This window comes from Streptomyces sp. NPDC058812, from assembly GCF_042744565.1.
GTDB classification, from domain to species: domain Bacteria; phylum Actinomycetota; class Actinomycetes; order Streptomycetales; family Streptomycetaceae; genus Streptomyces; species Streptomyces thinghirensis.
In genome coordinates this window covers 1-16,726 of sequence record NZ_JBHYOB010000020.1, presented here as the reverse complement: position 1 = coordinate 16,726, position 16,726 = coordinate 1, and the positions used below count along the sequence as shown (strand labels likewise).

The following is a 16,726-nucleotide window of genomic DNA, read 5'->3' as shown; positions in this document are numbered from 1 at the left end:
GGTTCGGAGCACCCCGGGTACCCATGGCCGACCGGCACTACCCCTGCCCTCTCCCACCGCCGACCCCGCAGCGCTCCTTACGGGTACCTCGTAGCAGATTTAAGTGGAGCTACACGATCTGTCCGCCGACACTACTCCCATGACGACAGACGACGACCGCCCCTCCCCTCCCCCCTTCGGCCGCGCCCTGTGCGCCATGGTCACGCCCTTCACCGAGACCGGCGCGCTCGATCTCGACGGCGCCCAGCGGCTGGCCGACCGGCTGGTGTCGCGGGGCTGTGACGGCCTGGTGCTGTCCGGCACCACGGGTGAGTCGCCGACCACCACGGACGCCGAGAAGGCGGCGCTGGTCACGGCGGTGCGGGAGGCGGTCGGGAGCCGGGCGTCAGTCGTCGCCGGGGTGGGCACCGCCGACACCCGGCACACGGTGGAACTGGCGCTGGCCGCGGAGAGGGCCGGCGCGGACGGGCTGCTGGTGGTCACGCCGTACTACAGCAGACCTCCGCAGGACGCCCTGGAGGCGCACTTCCTGGAGGTCGCGGACGCCTGCGGGCTGCCGCTCGCCCTCTACGACATCCCGGGCCGCACCGGCACCCGCATCGAACCCGACACGCTCGTCCGCCTCGCCGGACACCCGCGGATCGTCGCCGTCAAGGACTGCTCCTACGACCTCCTCGGCACTCAGAAGGTGCTCTCCCGCTCGGATCTGGCGTACTACGCGGGCTGCGACGAGCAGATCCTCGCCCTGTACGCGGTCGGCGCGGCGGGATACGTCAGCACGGTCGCGAACGTCGTGCCGGACCTGTTCCGGGCGGTCCTCGACGCCTTCGACGCGGGCGACACCGGGCGGGCCGCCCTGCTCCAGCGGCGGGCGATCCCACTCGTCGAACCGATGATGGCCGCGGGCCTGCCCGGCACGGTCACCGCGAAGGCCCTCCTCGGCGCACTGGGCCTGCCCGCGGGGCCGGTCCGGGCACCGCTGCGGCCCGCGGACCGCGAGACGACCGACAGGCTGTTGGCGGCCTACGAGGAACTGGTCGCCGGTACCGATCAGCTCCAGGTGTAGCCGTCCCCGAACAGCAGCGTGTGCTCCAGTACGTCCTCCGCCGGGTCGTCGATCTGTCCCACGTTGACGTTGAGGAGACCGACCCGGGGACCGTTGTGCGAACCGGAGGTGGTCTCGTCCGCCTGCGCGGCCCCTGCCGAACCCCAGCACACCAGTACCGCGGCGCCCGCCCCGGCCAGCCAACGCACCACGGTCCTCGCCCGTTCGTTCGTCATACCAGGCCCCTCGTTTCGTCGGATCGGCGTCTGATCGGACTCTGCGTCCACCAGTTCATCCGCCAAGACCACCGGAAGGTCACGGGGGGTCATCCGTACGTGCGCGGGGCGCTCGCGGCACGCGCCTTCACCGCGTCGGCGGAACACACCCCCACAGCCGCGCCCGGAAACGGCGAGCGCCCTCCCGACAGCCCGGCAGGGGCACGTCGGAAGGGCGGCTCGGCCGTCGGCGACCGGCTACGGCGTCAGGTGTGGCTGCTCAGTTGTGGCTGTGCAGGATCTCGTTCAGGCCGCCCCACACCGCGTTGTTCGGGCGGGCCTCGACCGTGCCCGTGACCGAGTTGCGGCGGAAGAGGATGTTCGAGGCGCCGGAGAGTTCGCGGGCCTTGACGATCTGGCCGTCGGGCATGGTCACGCGGGTGCCGGCGGTGACGTAGAGGCCGGCCTCGACCACGCACTCGTCGCCCAGCGCGATGCCGACGCCCGCCTCGGCGCCGACCAGGCAGCGCTCGCCGATGACGATCCGGACGTTGCCGCCGCCGGAGAGGGTGCCCATGGTGGAGGCGCCGCCACCGATGTCGGAGCCGTCACCGACGACGACGCCCGCGGAGATGCGGCCCTCGACCATCGAGGTGCCGAGCGTGCCCGCGTTGAAGTTGACGAAGCCCTCGTGCATGACCGTGGTGCCCGCGGAGAGGTGCGCGCCGAGGCGGACGCGGTCGGCGTCGGCGATGCGCACGCCCTTGGGGGCGACGTAGTCCGTCATGCGCGGGAACTTGTCGACCGAGGTGACCTGGAGGTGCAGGCCCTCGGCGCGGGCGTTGAGGCGCACCTTCTCGATGTCGTCCACGGCGACCGGGCCGAGCGAGGTCCAGGCGACGTTGGCCAGGTGGGCGAAGATGCCGTCCAGGTTCTGGCCGTGCGGCTCGACCAGGCGGTGGGAGAGCAGGTGCAGACGCAGGTAGACGTCGTGCGTGTCGACCGGCTTCTCGTCCAGCGAGGCGATGACCGTGCGGACCGCGACCACTTCGACGCCGCGCCGGGCGTCCGGACCGACCGCCGCGGTCGCGCCGCCGCCGAGGAGTTCGGCGGCCTGTTCGGCGGTGAGGCGCTCGGTGCCGGACGGGCCGGGCTCAGCGGTCAGTTCGGGGGCCGGGAACCAGGTGTCGAGAACGGTGCCGTCGGCGGCGATCGTGGCAAGCCCGGCGGCCACGGCGCCGGTGGTACGGGGAGCAGTCGTGTCGGTCATGAGGGCAACCTAACCGGCCGTCGCCCGCGGAAGCGAGCCGACCCCTCGGGCGTCTCGCCCCGCGGTCACCGGCCCGGTGGGATCACCCGCGCCAGTACCTCCCGCGTGTACTCCTCGTCGTACGGCGTGTCCGTCAGCAGCACCTGGAGGCAGACGCCGTCCATCAGCGCGACCAGGGCCCGTGCCGTGAGCGGGTCCGTGCGGTGGGCGAGCAGGTCGGAGACGCCCTCGGCCCACTCCGCCGCCACCGGACGCAGGGCGGGGCGGCGCAGCGCGGCCAGGTACAGCTCGTACTCCAGCTCCACGCCCGTGCGGTCGCCGCCCAGCCACTCGCCAAGGACGCCGGCCAGTTCGCCGGGCAGGTCGGCGTCGGGGTCGGACAGGCCCGGGTGCGCGGCGACCACCTTGGCGAAGCCCTCGTTGGCCTGGCGCAGGGCGGCGACCAGGAGTTCGTCCAGGGTCGCGAAGTGGTACGTCGTCGACCCGAGGGGTACGTCGGCCTCGGCCGCGACGGTGCGGTGGCTGAGGCCGGCGATGCCCTTGCGGCCGACGACCCGGATCGCCGCGTCGATGATGCGCTGACGTCGCTCGGGGTCGTAGCGGCGGCCGGACATCAGTGCGCGCCGCCCAGGTTGAGGACGACGACCCCGATGATGATCAGCGCGATGCCGGCGGCCTTGGTGAGCGTCATCCCCTCCCCCATGAACACCACCCCGATCGCGGCGATGGCTGCCGTGCCCACGCCGGCCCAGATGGCGTACGCCGTGCCTACGGCGAGGACCTTCAGGGTCTGGGCGAGCAGTGCGAAGGAGAGCACGTACGCGAGTGCCGTGAGCAGCGACGGACCCAGTCTGCTGAAGCCCTCGCTGTACTTCATGGCGGTGGTCCCGGCGACCTCGGCGGCGATGGCTCCGGCCAGGAGCAGATATCCCATGTGTACGAGCGTACATAACGATGGGGGGCGCGTACACGAAAACGGCGACACCCGAAGGTGTCGCCGTCTTCCGGAATGGGGCGGGTGGGTCTCAGACGTTGAAGCCCAGCGCGCGCAGCTGCTCGCGGCCGTCGTCCGTGATCTTGTCCGGGCCCCACGGCGGCATCCAGACCCAGTTGATCCGCAGCTCGTTGACGATGCCGTCGGTGGCGGACTTGGCCTGGTCCTCGATCACGTCCGTCAGCGGACAGGCCGCCGACGTCAGGGTCATGTCGATGGTCGCGATGTTCGCGTCGTCGATGTGGACGCCGTAGATCAGGCCCAGGTTGACGACGTCGATGCCCAGCTCGGGGTCCACGACGTCCAGCAGGGCCTCGCGGACCTCCTCCTCGGAGGCCGGCTTCATTTCCACGGTCTCACTCATGCCGTCGTCTCCTTCTCGGCGTCGGCGCCGTCCAGTGCCTGGGCCGTCGCGTCCTTCCAGGCCATCCAGCTCAGCAGGGCGCACTTGACCCGGGCCGGGTACTTCGAGACCCCGGCGAACGCGACCGCGTCCTCCAGGACCTCCTCCATCGCGTCGTCCGGCTCGATCCTGCCCTTGGACTGCATCAGCTCCAGGAAGGTCTCCTGGATCCGCTGCGCCTGGGCGAGGTCCTTGCCGACCAGCAGGTCGTTCAGCACGGAGGCGCTCGCCTGGCTGATCGAGCAGCCCTGGCCCTCGTAGCTGACGTCGCTGATCGTCGTGCCGTCGTACTTCACGCGCAGCGTGATCTCGTCACCGCACGTCGGGTTGACGTGGTACACCTCGGCGTCGCCGTCCCTCAGACCACGCCCGTGCGGGTTCTTGTAGTGGTCCAGGATGACTTCCTGGTACATGGAGTCCAGCTTCATGCTCTTCGCTCGTCCCGTCAGCCGAAGAAGTTCCGTACGTGCTCCAGACCGTCGACCAGTGCGTCGATCTCGGCCGGCGTGGAGTACAGATAGAACGACGCTCGCGTGGTCGCAGGAATTCCGTAGCGGAGGCAGACGGGGCGGGCGCAGTGGTGGCCGACCCGGACCGCGATGCCCTGCTCGTCGAGGACCTGGCCCACGTCGTGGGGGTGGATGTCGCCGAGCGTGAAGCTGATCGCCGCGCCGCGCTCCTCGGCCGTGGTGGGGCCGATGATCCGCAGGTCGGGTACCTCCAGCAGACGCTTGACCGCGTACTCGGTCAGCGCGTGCTCGTGGGCGAGGATCTTGTCCATGCCGATCGAGTTGAGGTAGTCGATCGCCGCGCCCAGGCCCACCGCCTGCGCGACCGGGGGCGTGCCCGCCTCGAACTTGTGGGGGGCCGGGGCGTACGTGGAGGAGTGCATCGAGACCGTCTCGATCATCTCGCCGCCGCCGAGGAAGGGCGGGAGGTCCTCCAGCAGTTCCTGGCGGCCCCACAGGACGCCGATACCCGTCGGGCCGCACATCTTGTGGCCGGTGAAGGCCACGAAGTCGGCCTGGAGGGCCTGTACGTCCATCGGCATGTGCGGCGCGGCCTGGGAGGCGTCGACGCAGACGAGCGCGCCGACCTCCTGGGCGCGGCGCACGATCGCCTCGACCGGGTTCTGGGTGCCCAGGATGTTGGAGACCAGCACGAAGGAGACGATCTTCGTCTTCTCCGTGATGACCTCCTCGATGTTCGAGAGGTCCAGGCGGCCGTCGTCCGTGAGGCCGAACCAGCGGAGCTTCGCGCCGGTGCGCTGCGCCAGCAGCTGCCACGGCACGATGTTGGAGTGGTGCTCCATCTCCGTGATGACGATCTCGGTGTCGGCGTCCACGCGGTAGGGGTCGTCGGCCCAGCCCAGCATGTTCGCGACCAGGTTGAGCGACTCCGAGGCGTTCTTGGTGAAGATCACCTCGTCGCGGGAGGGCGCGTTGATGAACTCCGCGACCTTGTCCCGCGCGCCCTCGTACAGTGCCGTGGCCTCCTCGGCGAGGACGTGCACACCACGGTGGACGTTGGCGTTGTAGCGCTCGTAGTACTCGTTGAGCGCGTCCAGCACCTGTCGCGGCTTCTGGCTGGTCGCCGCGTTGTCCAGGTACACGAGCTTCCGCCCGTCGTGGACCTGGCGGTCCAGGATCGGAAAGTCCTTGCGGATCGCCTCGGTGTCGAGGAGGCCCGGCAGCTGTGTCACTCGGATGCGCCGCCCTTCGTGTATGCCTCGTAGCCCTCGGCCTCCAGCTTGTCGGCCAGCTCGGCGCCGCCCGACTCGGCGATGCGGCCGCCTGCGAAGACGTGGACGTGGTCGGGCTTGATGTAGCGCAGGATGCGCGTGTAGTGCGTGATCAGCAGGGTGCCGACCTCACCGGACTCGTGGACGCGGTTGACGCCCTCGGAGACGACGCGCAGGGCGTCGACGTCGAGGCCGGAGTCGGTCTCGTCGAGGATGGCGATCTTCGGCTTGAGCAGCTCCAGCTGGAGGATCTCGTGGCGCTTCTTCTCACCGCCGGAGAAGCCCTCGTTGACGTTGCGCTCGGCGAAGGCGGGGTCCATGTTGAGGCGCTCCATGGTCTCCTTGACCTCCTTCACCCAGTGGCGCAGCTTGGGGGCCTCGCCGCGGACGGCGGTGGCGGAGGTGCGCAGGAAGTTGGAGACCGAGACGCCGGGGACCTCGACCGGGTACTGCATCGCGAGGAACAGGCCGGCACGGGCGCGCTCGTCGACGGACATCTCCAGGACGTCCTCGCCGTCGAGCAGCACGGTGCCGCCGGTGATCGTGTACTTGGGGTGACCCGCGAGGGAGTAGGCGAGGGTCGACTTGCCGGAGCCGTTCGGGCCCATGATGGCGTGCGTCTCGCCCTGCTTCACGGTGAGGTCGACGCCCTTGAGGATCTCCTTCGTGGCGTTGTCGGCCTCGACGGTGACGTGCAGGTCTCGGATTTCAAGCGTTGCCATGGGTGCCTCAGGACTCCTGGGTGAGGGAGACGAGCACGTCGTCCCCTTCGATCTTTACGGGGTATACGGGGACGGGGCGCGTCGCGGGAAGACTGTCGGGCTTGCCGGAACGGAGGTCGAAGCGCGAGCCGTGCAGCCAGCACTCGATGTGGCAGTCGTCGACCTCGCCCTCGGCGAGGGAGACGTTCGCGTGCGAGCAGATGTCGTGGATCGCGAACAGCTCGCCCTCGGTCCGCACGACGGAGATCGGCGTGCCGTCGAGTTCCACCCTCTTGGGGGTGTCCTCTTCCAGCTCGCCCGCTCCACAGACGCGTACGAAGGTCATGCGACCGACGCCTCCAGCTCCTCGTCGATCTTGGCGAGCAGACGCTCCTCGATGTCCGCGACGCCGATCTGCTGGACCAGCTCGGCGAAGAAGCCGCGGACCACCAGGCGGCGGGCGTCGATCTCGGGGATGCCGCGCGCCATCAGGTAGAAGAGCTGCTCGTCGTCGAAGCGGCCGGTGGCGGAGGCGTGACCGGCGCCGACGATCTCGCCGGTCTCGATCTCCAGGTTCGGCACCGAGTCGACCCGCGCGCCGTCCGTGAGGACGAGGTTGCGATTCATCTCGTAGGTGTCGGTGCCCTCGGCCGCGGCCTCGATGAGCACGTCGCCGATCCAGACCGCGTGCGCGTCCTCGCCCTGCAGCGCGCCCTTGTAGACGACGTTGGACTTGCAGTGCGGGACGTTGTGGTCGACCAGGAGGCGGTGCTCCTGGTGCTGGCCCTGGTCGGTGAAGTACAGACCGAACAGCTCGGCCTCGCCGCCGGGGCCGGCGTAGGCGACGCGCGGGTGCAGCCGGACCAGGTCGCCGCCGAAGGTGACCACGAACGACTTGAAGGTCGCGTCCCGGCCGATCAGCGCGTTGTGCTGGCCGACGTGCACGGCCTTGTCGTCCCAGTCCTGGACGGAGACGACGGTCAGCTTGGCACCGTCGCCCAGGACGTAGTCGACGTTGGCGGCGAGCACCGCGTCACCGGTGTGGTCGATGACGACCACGGCCTCGGCGAAGGCGCCCAGCTCGACGACCTGGTGGGCGTAGGCGGTGCCGCCCTCGCCGTGCACGGCGATGCGGATCGGCTCGGTGAGGACCGTCTCCTTGGGGACGGTGAGCACGCCGGCCTTCTCGAACGCCGAGTAGGCCTGGGCGGCGACCCGGTCCACCGGGGTGCCCGCCCTGCCGATGCGCGCGTCGTCACGGCCGACGGTCTCGACGACGACGCCCTCGGGCGCGTCGATGTCGACCTTCACACCGTCGCCGGTGGCGACGGCGGTGCCGTCGTGCAGCCCGCGCAGCCGCTCCAGCGGCGTGAACCGCCACTCCTCCTCGCGGCCGTGGGGGACCGGGAAGTCCGCCACGTCGAAGGACGCGGGTGCGCTCATGCGCGTGGCGACGGTCGACTCGGCGGCCACCGCGATCTGGCCCGCGGTGGTGGACCCCACGGGGATGTTCTGAGCCTCAGCCATGGCTGTCGGTCTGCTCTCTTCCTACGTCAGAAATCTGGCGACTGCTTCGGGGGCGGGTCTTAACCGACCGCGCCTTCCATCTGCAGCTCGATCAGCCGGTTGAGCTCGAGGGCGTACTCCATCGGCAGCTCCTTGGCGATCGGCTCGACGAAGCCGCGCACGATCATCGCCATCGCCTCGAACTCGCTCAGACCGCGGCTCATCAGGTAGAAGAGCTGGTCCTCGGAGACCTTGGAGACGGTCGCCTCGTGGCCCATGGACACGTCGTCCTCGCGGACGTCCACGTACGGGTACGTGTCGGAGCGGGAGATGGTGTCGACGAGCAGCGCGTCGCACAGCACGTTCGACTTGGAGCCGTGGGCGCCCTCGCCGATCTCGACGAGACCGCGGTAGGACGTACGGCCGCCGCCGCGCGCCACGGACTTGGAGACGATGTTGGAGGACGTGTTCGGCGCCATGTGGACCATCTTGGAGCCGGCGTCCTGGTGCTGGCCCTCGCCCGCGAAGGCGATGGACAGGGTCTCGCCCTTGGCGTGCTCGCCCATCAGGTAGACGGCCGGGTACTTCATCGTCACCTTGGAGCCGATGTTGCCGTCGATCCACTCCATGGTCGCGCCCTCGTACGCCACGGCGCGCTTGGTGACCAGGTTGTAGACGTTGTTCGACCAGTTCTGGATGGTCGTGTAGCGGCAGCGGGCGTTCTTCTTGACGATGATCTCGACGACCGCGGAGTGCAGCGAGTCCGACTTGTAGATCGGGGCGGTGCAGCCCTCGACGTAGTGCACGTAGGCACCCTCGTCGACGATGATCAGGGTCCGCTCGAACTGGCCCATGTTCTCCGTGTTGATACGGAAGTAGGCCTGGAGCGGGATCTCGACGTGCACGCCCTTCGGCACGTAGATGAAGGAGCCGCCGGACCACACCGCGCTGTTCAGCGAGGCGAACTTGTTGTCGCCGACGGGGATGACGGTGCCGAAGTACTCCTTGAAGAGCTCCGGGTGCTCCTTCAGGGCCGTGTCGGTGTCCAGGAAGATGACGCCCTGCTCCTCCAGGTCCTCGCGGATCTGGTGGTAGACGACCTCCGACTCGTACTGGGCGGCGACACCGGCGACGAGGCGCTGCTTCTCCGCCTCGGGGATGCCGAGCTTGTCGTACGTGTTCTTGATGTCCTCGGGCAGGTCCTCCCAGGACTCCGCCTGCTTCTCCGTGGAGCGCACGAAGTACTTGATGTTGTCGAAGTCGATGCCCGACAGGTCCGAGCCCCAGTTCGGCATGGGCTTCTTCTCGAAGAGGCGCAGGCCCTTGAGGCGGAGCTTGGTCATCCACTCCGGCTCGTTCTTCTTCGACGAGATGTCGCGGACGACGTCCTCGTTGATGCCGCGCTTGGCAGAGGCGCCGGCCGTGTCGGAGTCGGCCCAGCCGTATTCGTACTTGCCCAGGCCCTCGAGCTCAGGGTGAGCAGTCTCCGTGGGGAGAGTCATGCGGGGTTCCTCCCGGCCGTGCTTGCAGATGCGTTAGCGGTGTTCGTGGGCGCCTGCGCCGCGGGCGGCGGCGCGTGCGAAGTCTTCGGAATGAACGTGGTGCAGACCCCGTCGCCGTGCGCGATGGTCGCGAGCCGCTGTACATGCGTACCGAGCAGCTCGGCGAAAAATTCCGTCTCCGCCTCGCACAGCTGCGGAAACTGCTCTGCGACGTGGGCGACCGGGCAGTGGTGCTGGCACAGCTGCTCGCCCTGCTGGGGGTGGGGTGCGCTCCGCGCGGTAGCAGCGTACCCGTCCGCGCTCAGGGCCTTGGCCAGCGCTTCCGTGCGCTTCTCGGGCGGGACGGACTCGACCGCCTTGCGGTACGCGCCGCCCTGGGCGGCGATCCGGGCACGGGCGAAGGCGGCGATCGCCTGCTCCCCGCCCTCCTGCCGGCCGATCCAGCGCAGGGCGTCCGCGGCCAGCTTGTCGTACGACTGGTCGAAGGCGTCCCGGCCGCAGTCGGTGAGCGCGAAGACCTTGGCGGGCCGCCCGCGCGTGCGCGCGCCGTAGACCCGCTGCTCACGAGCTTCGACCACGTCGTCGGCGACCAGCGCGTCGAGGTGGCGCCGGACGGCGGCCTGGGTGAGGCCCAGACGCCCGGCGAGCTCGGCGACGGTCGACGGCCCGTGGTCCAGGATGGAGCGCGCGACGCGATTGCGGGTGGACCGCTCACCGGTCGCGAGTTCCTCCTGCGGAGCCTCGCCAACGTATTTCACAACGCCATTGTTGCGTAATTCCTCCGGGGCGGGCAAGCCGCGCCCGGATCTTCGTGCGGTGCCCTGCGTCACTTAGGCACACCTAACCTGACCTGCGGAAACGATCTTTGATCGATCAATCCGGTGGCGCCCCGGACCGGCCTGCGGGACACTCCCCGGCATGCCCACACCCCCTCCCACCGGCCCACTCGTCACCCGCGGCACGATCGCCGCCGGGCTGCGCGAGCTGGGTGTGCGGACCGACGACACCCTCCTCGTGCACTCCTCTCTCAGCTCCCTCGGCTGGGTCTGCGGAGGTCCGGTCGCGGTCGTCCAGGGACTGCTCGACGCGCTCGGCCCGGACGGCACGCTGGTGGTTCCCACCCAGACCGGCGACCTCTCGGACCCGGCCCTGTGGAAGAGTCCGCCGGTGCCCGAGGAATGGTGGGACACCGTCCGGACCGCGATGCCCGCCTACGACCCGCTGATCACGCCCTCGCGCGGGGTCGGGGTGCTCCCCGAGACCGTGCGCACCTGGCCGGGCGCCCTGCGCAGCGCCCACCCGCAGACGTCCTTCGCGGCCCTGGGCCCGCGCGCCGCCGAGGTGGTCGCGGGGCACGCGACCGACTGCCGGCTGGGCGAGCGCAGTCCGCTGGCGACCCTGGAGCGGCTGGGCGCCCGGGTGCTGCTGCTCGGCGCGGGCTTCGAGGCGTGCACGGCCTTCCACCTCGCCGAGTACCGGATTCCGTCCCCGCTGGTGGAGGTGGGACGGCCGGGACCGGTGGGCTGGGAACGGGTGACCGAGGTGTCGATCACCTCGGACCGGTTCGACGAGCTGGGCCACGACTTCGAACGGGACGGGCCCGTCGTACGGGGGCGGGTCGGCGCGGCCGTCACGCGGCTGTTCCCGCTGGCGGACGCGGTCGCCTACGCGGCGCGCTGGCTGCCGGTGCATCGTCCCCGTGAGTGACGGCCCGGGCGACCGGCCTCGAGCGACGTGCCCGGTCGCGTGCCCGCCCGCACCGGCATCGGTGAGCGGCCCGCGCGCGAGGCCTCGCCGGTCCCGCACGCCCCGCGAGCGACGGCTCACGGGGCCCTGAGCGCCGTACGCCGATGAGCGCCGCCCCCGGGCCCGCCCGCGCACGGACGCCACAAGCACCGCCCGCCCGACCCCCGCGGCCATCCGCGTACGGCCACCTCACGCCGTATCCCCCCGCGGCCGTCCGCGTACGACCACCTCACGCCGTAGCCCCCCGGCCGCCCGCACACGGCCCCTGAGCGGCGTACGCCGTCCCGGTGCGTGAGCATCCGCCGGTCTCCACGAGCGCCCCGTACGCCCACCCCTCCGGAGGAGATCCCGCACCCCCGCGCCTGAGCCCCCGCTCGCGTACCTAGACTCGTGACCCATGCGAAGCGAGCCCGTGGTCCAGGTCCAGGCCCTGGTGAAGCGGTACGGCACGAAGACCGCGGTGGACGGCCTCGACCTGGTGGCCCGGGCGGGTGTGACCGCCGTACTCGGCCCCAACGGGGCGGGCAAGACGACCACCGTCGAGACCTGCGAGGGTTACCGCAAGCCCGACTCCGGCACGGTGCGCGTGCTCGGCCTCGACCCGGTGGGACAGGGCTCCGAGCTGCGGCCCCGGATCGGCGTGATGCTCCAGTCCGGCGGCGTCTACTCCGGCGCCCGCGCGGACGAGATGCTGCGCCACGTCGCGAAGCTGCACGCCCACCCGCTGGACGTCGACGCGCTGATCGAGCGGCTCGGCCTCGGCTCGTGCGGCCGGACGGCGTACCGCAGGCTCTCCGGCGGCCAGCGGCAGCGGCTCGCCCTCGCGATGGCCGTGGTCGGCCGCCCCGAGCTGGTGTTCCTGGACGAGCCGACCGCCGGTCTGGACCCGCAGGCCCGCCGCGCCACCTGGGACCTCGTACGGGACCTGCGCGGCGACGGCGTCTCGGTGATCCTCACCACGCACCACATGGACGAGGCCGAGCAGCTGGCCGACGACGTCGCCATCATCGACGCCGGCCGGGTCATCGCGCAGGGCTCCCCCGAGGAGCTGTGCCGCGGCGGCGCCGAGAACACCCTGCGGTTCTCCGGCCGGCCCGGACTGGACGTCGCGTCCCTGCTCAAGGCGCTGCCCGCGGACTCCGCGGCCGCCGAGCTGACCCCGGGCTCCTACCGCGTCAACGGCAAGGTCGACCCCCAGCTGCTCGCCACGGTGACCTCCTGGTGCGCCCAGCACGGGGTGATGCCGGACCGCATCTCGGTGGAGCGGCACACCCTGGAGGACGTCTTCCTGGAGCTGACCGGCAAGGAGCTGCGCTCATGACGACGACGACCAAGGGCACGTACACGCCGAAGCCCGGTGCCGCGCCGCTCGGCCGCATGATCGCGACCCAGGCCGCGCTGGAGACGAAGATGCTGCTGCGCAACGGCGAGCAGCTGCTGCTGACGGTGATCATCCCGACGCTGCTGCTCGTCCTGTTCAGCTCCGTGGACATCATCGACACCGGCGCCGGCGAGGCCGTCGACTTCCTCGCGCCCGGCGTCCTGGCGCTCGCCGTGATGTCGACGGCGTTCACCGGGCAGGCCATCGGCACCGGCTTCGAGCGCCGGTACGGGGTGCTGAAGCGGCTGGCCGCCTCGCCGCTGCCGCGCTGGGCCCTGATGACCGCGAAGACCGTGTCCGTGCTGGTCACCGAGGTACTCCAGATCATCCTGCTGACGGTGATCGCCTTCGCGCTGGGCTGGTCGCCGCACGGCGACCCGTTCGCCGTGCTGCTGCTCCTCATCCTCGGCACGGCCGCCTTCTCCGGGCTCGGGCTGCTGATGGCGGGCACGCTGAAGGCGGAGGCCACGCTGGCCGCCGCCAACCTGGTCTTCCTGCTGCTGCTCGTGGGCGGCGGGGTGATCGTGCCGCTGGACGAGTTCCCGGACGCGGCGCAGAGCGTGCTGGGGCTGCTGCCGATCTCCGCCCTGTCGGACGGGCTGCGGGACGTCCTCCAGCACGGGGCCGGGATGCCCTGGGGCAACCTGGGAATCCTCGCCGTATGGGCGGTCGTGGGGCTCGCGGCGGCCGGGAAGTTCTTCCGCTGGGAGTAGGCGCCCGGGCCGGAGACCGGACCCTCGTGAATGCGTGCACAAGCGGACGCCTACGATGGACGGCGTGCCAAACGTGACCCGCGCCGACGCCGCAGCCGCCGTGCGCAATCCGCTCGCCTTCATCGCCGCACGCTGGACCCCGGAGCCCCGGACGGTCCGCCGGGCGGCCCTCGCCGCGCTCACCATGGCGGTGCTCATCGTCGTCACCGGCGGCGCCGTACGCCTGACCGGCTCGGGCCTCGGCTGCCCGACCTGGCCCAAGTGCACCGACGACTCGCTGACCACCACCAGTGAGATGGGCTTCCACGGCGTCATCGAGTTCGGCAACCGCCTGCTGACCTACGTGCTGTGCGCCGCGGTCGGCTGGGCGATCATCGCCGCGCGGTCCCAGAAGCCCTACCGGCGCGGCTTGACGCGGCTCGGCTGGCTGCAGTTCTGGATCGTGATGGGCAACGCGATCCTCGGCGGCATCGTGGTCCTGGTCGGCCTCAACCCTTACACCGTCGCGGCCCACTTCCTGCTGTCGACCGCGCTGATCGCGGTCGCGACCGTGATGTGGCAGCGCACCCGGGAGGGCGACGCGGCACCGCGCCCCCTGGTCGGCAAGGCGGTCCAGCAGCTGGTGTGGGCGCTGATCGCCGTCTCCGTGCTGCTGATCGCGGTCGGCACGGTGGTCACCGGGGCCGGTCCGCACGCGGGCGACTCCAGCGACGTCCCCCGGATGCCGCTCGACTGGGAGACGGTGAGCAAGCTGCACGCCGTGCTGGCGTGGATCGTGGTGACGCTGACGTTCGCCCTGTGGTTCGTCCTGAAGGCGGTCGACGCGCCCAAGGGCCCGCTGGCCCGCACCCGCGACCTGTTCCTGGTGCTGCTCGCGCAGGGGGCCATCGGCTACGTCCAGTACTTCACCGACCTTCCCGAGGTCCTGGTCGCCCTGCACATGTTCGGCTCGTGCGTGATGTGGATCGCGGCGCTGAGGGTGCTGCTGGCGCTGCGCGAGCGGCCGCAGGAGACGGCGGCCGCGCTGCCGGCTCAGGAGTACGAGGCGACCAGCGTGTCGATGGCCGGTCCCAGGTAGCTCCGGGTCAGCTCCGCCCGGCGGGCGGGCCACCCGTCGGCGGGGTCCGCGGGGCTTCCGTAGCGCCGTTCCGTGATGTCCCGGACGACCTCGTCGGGCGCCCCGAGGCCGGGCAGTTCGTCCAGGGCCTCGCGTTTGCTGATCAGACGGCCGTCCCGCAGCGTGACGGTGGCGCGGGCGAAGGTGAGCAGGCCGAGATCGACCCAGACGTCCTGCCGCCACACAGCGGGCCGGCGGACGATCGGCCGCCAGAAGTCCCGCTGGTCCCGGACGACGAACTCCGCCAGCTCGGTCTCCGGCACCGGCGGCAGCAGTTCCTTCGGCGGTGCGCCGTACAGGACACGCCCGAAACCGTGGAGTTCGCTCCGGGTGACCGGGGTGACCGTCCGCTTGTAGAGCTCTTCGTGGGCCCAGGTCAGGTGGCGGCGCCCGGAGTCCTCGACGGTGCCGGGCGACAGATAGGTGCAGTGGAGCTTCGGGGCGAGCGGCTCGGCGCGGAGCCGGGCGTGCAGCAGACCCAGCCGCCAGGCCGTACGGACCGTCACCGGGTGCTCCAGCACGGCGATCAGGTCGAGGTCGCTGCGGCCCTCCTGGTAGTCGCCGCCGGCCAGCGAGCCGTGGGCCCAGACGGCGACGGGGGCGAGCGGCATCAGGTCCGTCACGAAGCGGTCGAGCAGGGTGTCGGTCGGCATCCGCCCAGCTTGGTCCGTTCAGTGCAGTCCGTAAACCCGGCTCGCGTTCCCCGAAGCGATCATCCCCGCCACCCGCTGCGCGTCCCCCAGGGACCACGCCCCCTCGGCCACCCAGGTGCCCAGTACCCGTCCCAGGGCCTCGCGGAACAGCCGGGCGGCCACCACGTGCAGTTCGGGCAGGCCCTGGGCGCCGCTGGAGAACAGGATCTTGCCGAAGGGGGCCAGCTCCAGGATCTCCGCGAGGACCGTCGCCGCGCGAGCGCCGGTGCGCACCAGGGCGGCGCCCGAGTCGGCGTAGACGTGCGGGAAGACGCCGGCGAGGTGGGCGGCGTGGCGGTGGTACGGGTAGCCGTGCAGCAGGACCAGGTCGGTGCCGAGGCCGGCGGTGGCCCGTACGAAGTCGGTCAGCAGGACCGGGTCGGTGCGGTCGATGCGCAGGCCGGGCTCGCCGAGGCCCGCGTGCAGCTGGAGCGGCAGGCCCGAGGCGACGGCGATCCACAGCAGGTGGCGCAGCAGTACCGGGTCGCTCAGCTCGCCGCCGACCTCGCGTCCGGTCAGCCAGCGGGCGGCGGCCCCGCGCACCTCGCCCGGGCCCGGCGGTTCCGGCGCGAGCGCCAGACCGTGCCGTACGCCCGCGACCGAGGTGAAGGCGACCGCGTTCGCGGCGGCGCCGTGCACGGCTTCGGCGAGGTTGGCGAGGAAGGACTCGACGGTGCCGGAGGTGTCCGCGACCTGCTCGGCCAGCAGTTCGAGGCGCACGATCTCGTGAGCGTCCGCGCCTGCCGCGGACGCCATCTCGGCAGGGCCGGTGAGGTCGCCGGGCAGGCCCGCGTCGACCAGGTACGTCGTGATGCCGCTGCCGCGCAGCAGCCGGCGGTCGGCCTCCATGACGCCCAGCTCGCGGCGCCGGGCCAGATAGCGGGCGGGCGGGCAGTGCGGTTCCAGGCCCAGCAGGGGCGGGCACCAGCGGCGTACCGCGAAGCCGGTCTGGGTGTCGAAGAGGGTGGTGCCCGGCGCGGGCGGGCCCTCGGTGCGGGCCAGCTGGGCCTCGAAGGTGCCGAGGCCCAGCTCCGTTCTCAGGACGCCGTGGCAGTACTGGTCCACCAGGGACGGCGTTTCGATCATCCGGACTCCCCGTGCTGGGACCGTGCGCCTTGCGGCTCGTGCGCCATACGGCTCATACGCCTTGCGGCTCGTGCGCCTGACGGCTTCCTACGGTCCTAACGGGTGAACCCGGTCTCAGGTGTTGCTCGGGCCGCCCACCTGGATGCCCGCCATGCGCGACCACTCGTAGGGGCCGGTCTCCACCTTGGCCGCGAACTCGCCGTCGAAGTCCTCGTGGACGGTGATCCCGGACTTCTCCACGGCCTGCTGTGCCGTCTCGTAGGAGCGCGCGACCAGGTCGCCCCAGGCGCCGTCCGCGCCGACGAGCACGATCCGGGCGCCGCGCTCACCGAGGTAGGCCACCTGGCCCTCGGCGCCGCCGTGCGCCTTGGAGAAGGAGTCGATCCGCCCGGCCAGCCGGGTCACCCGGCGCTCGGCCCACCGGTCGGCCTTCGTGTCAACCTGCTGCGTGTCTGCCATGACCAGGATGCTACCGACGGGTAGATCAAACGGCGACGGGCGGGGTGCGTGGCCTTGACCACGCACCCCCCCCCCCCCCCCGGTTCAAAACGGAGGAACCGGAGAAACACCAAAACCACACAAACAACCACCACCGCAATGAAAAACCCAAATAA

Annotated in this window: 20 protein-coding genes; 5 read left to right on the top strand and 15 right to left on the bottom strand. The window is 71.0% G+C overall.

Translation table 11 applies throughout. The features are described from left to right. The first annotated feature begins 139 nt into the window (after positions 1-139). Positions 140-1,066 (top strand): 4-hydroxy-tetrahydrodipicolinate synthase, encoded by a 927-nt coding sequence (gene dapA, locus ACFW48_RS31200; RefSeq protein ID WP_386320513.1) that lies wholly within the window; start codon positions 140-142, stop codon positions 1,064-1,066. Here the strand turns inward: dapA and ACFW48_RS31195 are convergent. The 12 genes from ACFW48_RS31195 to ACFW48_RS31140 all read right to left on the bottom strand — a co-directional run bounded on the left by ACFW48_RS31195 (position 1,051) and on the right by ACFW48_RS31140 (position 10,135). After that, entirely contained in the window at positions 1,051-1,281 is a 231-nt protein-coding gene (locus ACFW48_RS31195; protein WP_386320510.1) for a hypothetical protein, read from the bottom strand. The two genes, dapA and ACFW48_RS31195, sit on opposite strands and share 16 nt — an antisense overlap. Positions 1,282-1,540: 259 nt before the next feature. Next, positions 1,541-2,530: a 2,3,4,5-tetrahydropyridine-2,6-dicarboxylate N-succinyltransferase gene (gene dapD / locus ACFW48_RS31190; protein WP_386320508.1), complete on the bottom strand. Its 990-nt coding sequence runs from the start codon at positions 2,528-2,530 to the stop codon at positions 1,541-1,543. Positions 2,531-2,595: 65 nt separating this feature from the next. Next, entirely contained in the window at positions 2,596-3,144 is a 549-nt protein-coding gene (locus ACFW48_RS31185; protein WP_386320506.1) for a TetR/AcrR family transcriptional regulator, read from the bottom strand. Then, complete coding sequence (locus ACFW48_RS31180; RefSeq protein ID WP_386320503.1) at positions 3,144-3,464, bottom strand: DMT family transporter; 321 nt, start codon at positions 3,462-3,464, stop codon at positions 3,144-3,146. Before ACFW48_RS31180 ends, ACFW48_RS31185 begins: the two co-directional genes overlap by 1 nt. Positions 3,465-3,555: 91 nt before the next feature. Beyond that, on the bottom strand, positions 3,556-3,888 hold the full coding sequence (locus ACFW48_RS31175; protein ID WP_055416328.1) for a metal-sulfur cluster assembly factor: 333 nt from the start codon (positions 3,886-3,888) through the stop codon (positions 3,556-3,558). Further along, positions 3,885-4,355: a Fe-S cluster assembly sulfur transfer protein SufU gene (sufU, locus tag ACFW48_RS31170; RefSeq protein ID WP_386320500.1), complete on the bottom strand. Its 471-nt coding sequence runs from the start codon at positions 4,353-4,355 to the stop codon at positions 3,885-3,887. The genes ACFW48_RS31175 and sufU overlap by 4 nt, the downstream gene beginning before the upstream one ends. A gap of 17 nt (positions 4,356-4,372) precedes the next feature. Further along, on the bottom strand, positions 4,373-5,629 hold the full coding sequence (locus ACFW48_RS31165) for a cysteine desulfurase (RefSeq protein WP_386320497.1): 1,257 nt from the start codon (positions 5,627-5,629) through the stop codon (positions 4,373-4,375). Next, positions 5,626-6,390 carry a Fe-S cluster assembly ATPase SufC gene (gene sufC / locus ACFW48_RS31160; protein ID WP_386320494.1) on the bottom strand — a complete coding sequence of 255 codons (765 nt, stop codon included), beginning with the start codon at positions 6,388-6,390 and terminating at the stop codon, positions 5,626-5,628. The genes ACFW48_RS31165 and sufC overlap by 4 nt, the downstream gene beginning before the upstream one ends. Positions 6,391-6,397: 7 nt before the next feature. Continuing rightward, on the bottom strand, positions 6,398-6,715 hold the full coding sequence (locus ACFW48_RS31155; protein WP_279565804.1) for a non-heme iron oxygenase ferredoxin subunit: 318 nt from the start codon (positions 6,713-6,715) through the stop codon (positions 6,398-6,400). Beyond that, positions 6,712-7,896, bottom strand: a complete 1,185-nt coding sequence (gene sufD, locus ACFW48_RS31150) for a Fe-S cluster assembly protein SufD (protein WP_386320491.1) — start codon at positions 7,894-7,896, stop codon at positions 6,712-6,714. The genes ACFW48_RS31155 and sufD overlap by 4 nt, the downstream gene beginning before the upstream one ends. 59 nt (positions 7,897-7,955) lie before the next feature. Next, positions 7,956-9,377 carry a Fe-S cluster assembly protein SufB gene (gene sufB / locus ACFW48_RS31145; protein WP_121746398.1) on the bottom strand — a complete coding sequence of 474 codons (1,422 nt, stop codon included), beginning with the start codon at positions 9,375-9,377 and terminating at the stop codon, positions 7,956-7,958. Then, positions 9,374-10,135 (bottom strand): helix-turn-helix transcriptional regulator, encoded by a 762-nt coding sequence (locus tag ACFW48_RS31140; protein ID WP_386320488.1) that lies wholly within the window; start codon positions 10,133-10,135, stop codon positions 9,374-9,376. Before ACFW48_RS31140 ends, sufB begins: the two co-directional genes overlap by 4 nt. 160 nt (positions 10,136-10,295) lie before the next feature. Between ACFW48_RS31140 and ACFW48_RS31135 the strand changes: the two genes are divergently transcribed. The 4 genes from ACFW48_RS31135 to ACFW48_RS31120 all read left to right on the top strand — a co-directional run bounded on the left by ACFW48_RS31135 (position 10,296) and on the right by ACFW48_RS31120 (position 14,295). Continuing rightward, on the top strand, positions 10,296-11,084 hold the full coding sequence (locus ACFW48_RS31135) for an aminoglycoside N(3)-acetyltransferase (protein WP_386320485.1): 789 nt from the start codon (positions 10,296-10,298) through the stop codon (positions 11,082-11,084). 436 nt (positions 11,085-11,520) lie between these two features. Beyond that, complete coding sequence (locus ACFW48_RS31130; RefSeq protein ID WP_386320483.1) at positions 11,521-12,444, top strand: ABC transporter ATP-binding protein; 924 nt, start codon at positions 11,521-11,523, stop codon at positions 12,442-12,444. After that, positions 12,441-13,217 carry an ABC transporter permease gene (locus ACFW48_RS31125; protein ID WP_386320480.1) on the top strand — a complete coding sequence of 259 codons (777 nt, stop codon included), beginning with the start codon at positions 12,441-12,443 and terminating at the stop codon, positions 13,215-13,217. Before ACFW48_RS31130 ends, ACFW48_RS31125 begins: the two co-directional genes overlap by 4 nt. Positions 13,218-13,272: 55 nt before the next feature. After that, the gene (locus ACFW48_RS31120) at positions 13,273-14,295 is read left to right on the top strand and encodes a heme A synthase (RefSeq protein WP_386320477.1); all 1,023 of its coding nucleotides are present in this window, start codon (positions 13,273-13,275) and stop codon (positions 14,293-14,295) included. Here ACFW48_RS31120 and ACFW48_RS31115 read toward each other — a convergent pair. From ACFW48_RS31115 to ACFW48_RS31105, 3 genes are all read right to left on the bottom strand, one after another. Further along, entirely contained in the window at positions 14,250-14,987 is a 738-nt protein-coding gene (locus tag ACFW48_RS31115; protein WP_386320474.1) for a nucleotidyltransferase domain-containing protein, read from the bottom strand. The two genes, ACFW48_RS31120 and ACFW48_RS31115, sit on opposite strands and share 46 nt — an antisense overlap. 18 nt (positions 14,988-15,005) lie before the next feature. Then, a complete protein-coding gene (locus tag ACFW48_RS31110) occupies positions 15,006-16,112 on the bottom strand; it encodes an amidohydrolase family protein (protein WP_386320472.1) in 1,107 nt (368 codons plus the stop codon). 114 nt (positions 16,113-16,226) lie between these two features. Then, positions 16,227-16,571, bottom strand: a complete 345-nt coding sequence (locus tag ACFW48_RS31105; protein ID WP_386320470.1) for a hypothetical protein — start codon at positions 16,569-16,571, stop codon at positions 16,227-16,229. Positions 16,572-16,726: the final 155 nt, after the last annotated feature.